This window comes from Halorhodospira sp. 9621 (genome assembly GCF_022228055.1).
GTDB lineage: Bacteria > Pseudomonadota > Gammaproteobacteria > Nitrococcales > Halorhodospiraceae > Halorhodospira > Halorhodospira halophila_A.
The window spans coordinates 1-882 of the sequence record NZ_JAJNRD010000095.1; the positions used below are offsets into that span (position 1 = coordinate 1).

The 882-nt window shown below is 62.8% G+C and carries 2 protein-coding genes; both read left to right on the forward strand.

The features are described from left to right. The first annotated feature begins 4 nt into the window (after positions 1-4). The gene (locus LRF89_RS13240) at positions 5-373 is read left to right on the forward strand and encodes a MarR family EPS-associated transcriptional regulator (protein ID WP_238637370.1); all 369 of its coding nucleotides are present in this window, start codon (positions 5-7) and stop codon (positions 371-373) included. A 103-nt stretch (positions 374-476) separates the two neighbouring features. After that, on the forward strand, positions 477-839 hold the full coding sequence (locus LRF89_RS13245) for an addiction module protein (protein ID WP_238637371.1): 363 nt from the start codon (positions 477-479) through the stop codon (positions 837-839). Positions 840-882: the final 43 nt, after the last annotated feature.

An 882-nucleotide genomic window follows, 5' to 3' on the forward strand; every position in this document is an offset into this window, starting at 1 on the left:
GCGCATGGATTCCGAAGAGCTCCACTTGCAGGTCCTGCGCCTGCTGGATCAAAACCCCAACCTCAGCCAGCGCCAGATCGCCCGCGAGCTCGGCTTGTCCGTCGGCAAGACGAACTACGCCGTCCGCGCCGTGATCAGCCGCGGCTGGGTGAAGGCGCAGAACTTCTCCAACGCGCCGGATAAACGCCGCTACCTCTACCGGCTCACCCCGGCCGGGGTGAGCGAGAAGGCACAGTTGGCCTACCGCCACCTGCAGCGCAAGCGCGCCGAGCACCAGCGCCTGATGGAGGAGATCGAGGCCCTACGCGCCGAGGTGGAGGAGACCCAGGGAGAGGCGGAGCCGACGGAGCGCCCGGCGGGACCGCAGGGCTGAAACGCTCAGCACTGGCAGTGACGGCGCTACAATAGAGGGTGGTATTCACAAAGGTAATACCTGACGAGGCGTGACAATGCCTACAAGGCTGCCAATCAAAGACATGGGCACGGCCGAGAAGCTCCGCGCGCTTGAGGAACTCTGGGATGACCTCCTCAAGCAGCCCGATGCCATCCCGACTCCAGGCTGGCACGGTGACGTGCTGGCCGAGCGCGAGGCGGGCGTGAGGCAGGGCGAAGCCCGGTTTGATGACTGGCGTAGTGTGCGTAAGCGACTTCGCGATCGCTTCAATTACGCGATCTACTATGATTTGGTAGACGACTTGATCCGAGTGTATGCGGTCCTGGACTGTCGTCGGTCTCCGGCTGCTCTGGGAACGAGGTTAGGTTCGGAAAGTAGTGTTGACTTCCTCCTCGCCCTAAAGGACGAGGATTCCGGCGCTCACGCAACCGGTCTCTCGTGTTGACCGAGAGGATTTCGAGCGTCCACCCAGCAGTGCTTGGTCCACT

Bases quoted from the DNA above. Each gene is read 5' to 3' on its own strand.
- LRF89_RS13240 (WP_238637370.1), top strand. From the start codon at position 5: ATGGATTCCGAAGAGCTCCACTTGCAGGTCCTGCGCCTGCTGGATCAA.
- LRF89_RS13245 (WP_238637371.1), top strand. From the start codon at position 477: ATGGGCACGGCCGAGAAGCTCCGCGCGCTTGAGGAACTCTGGGATGAC.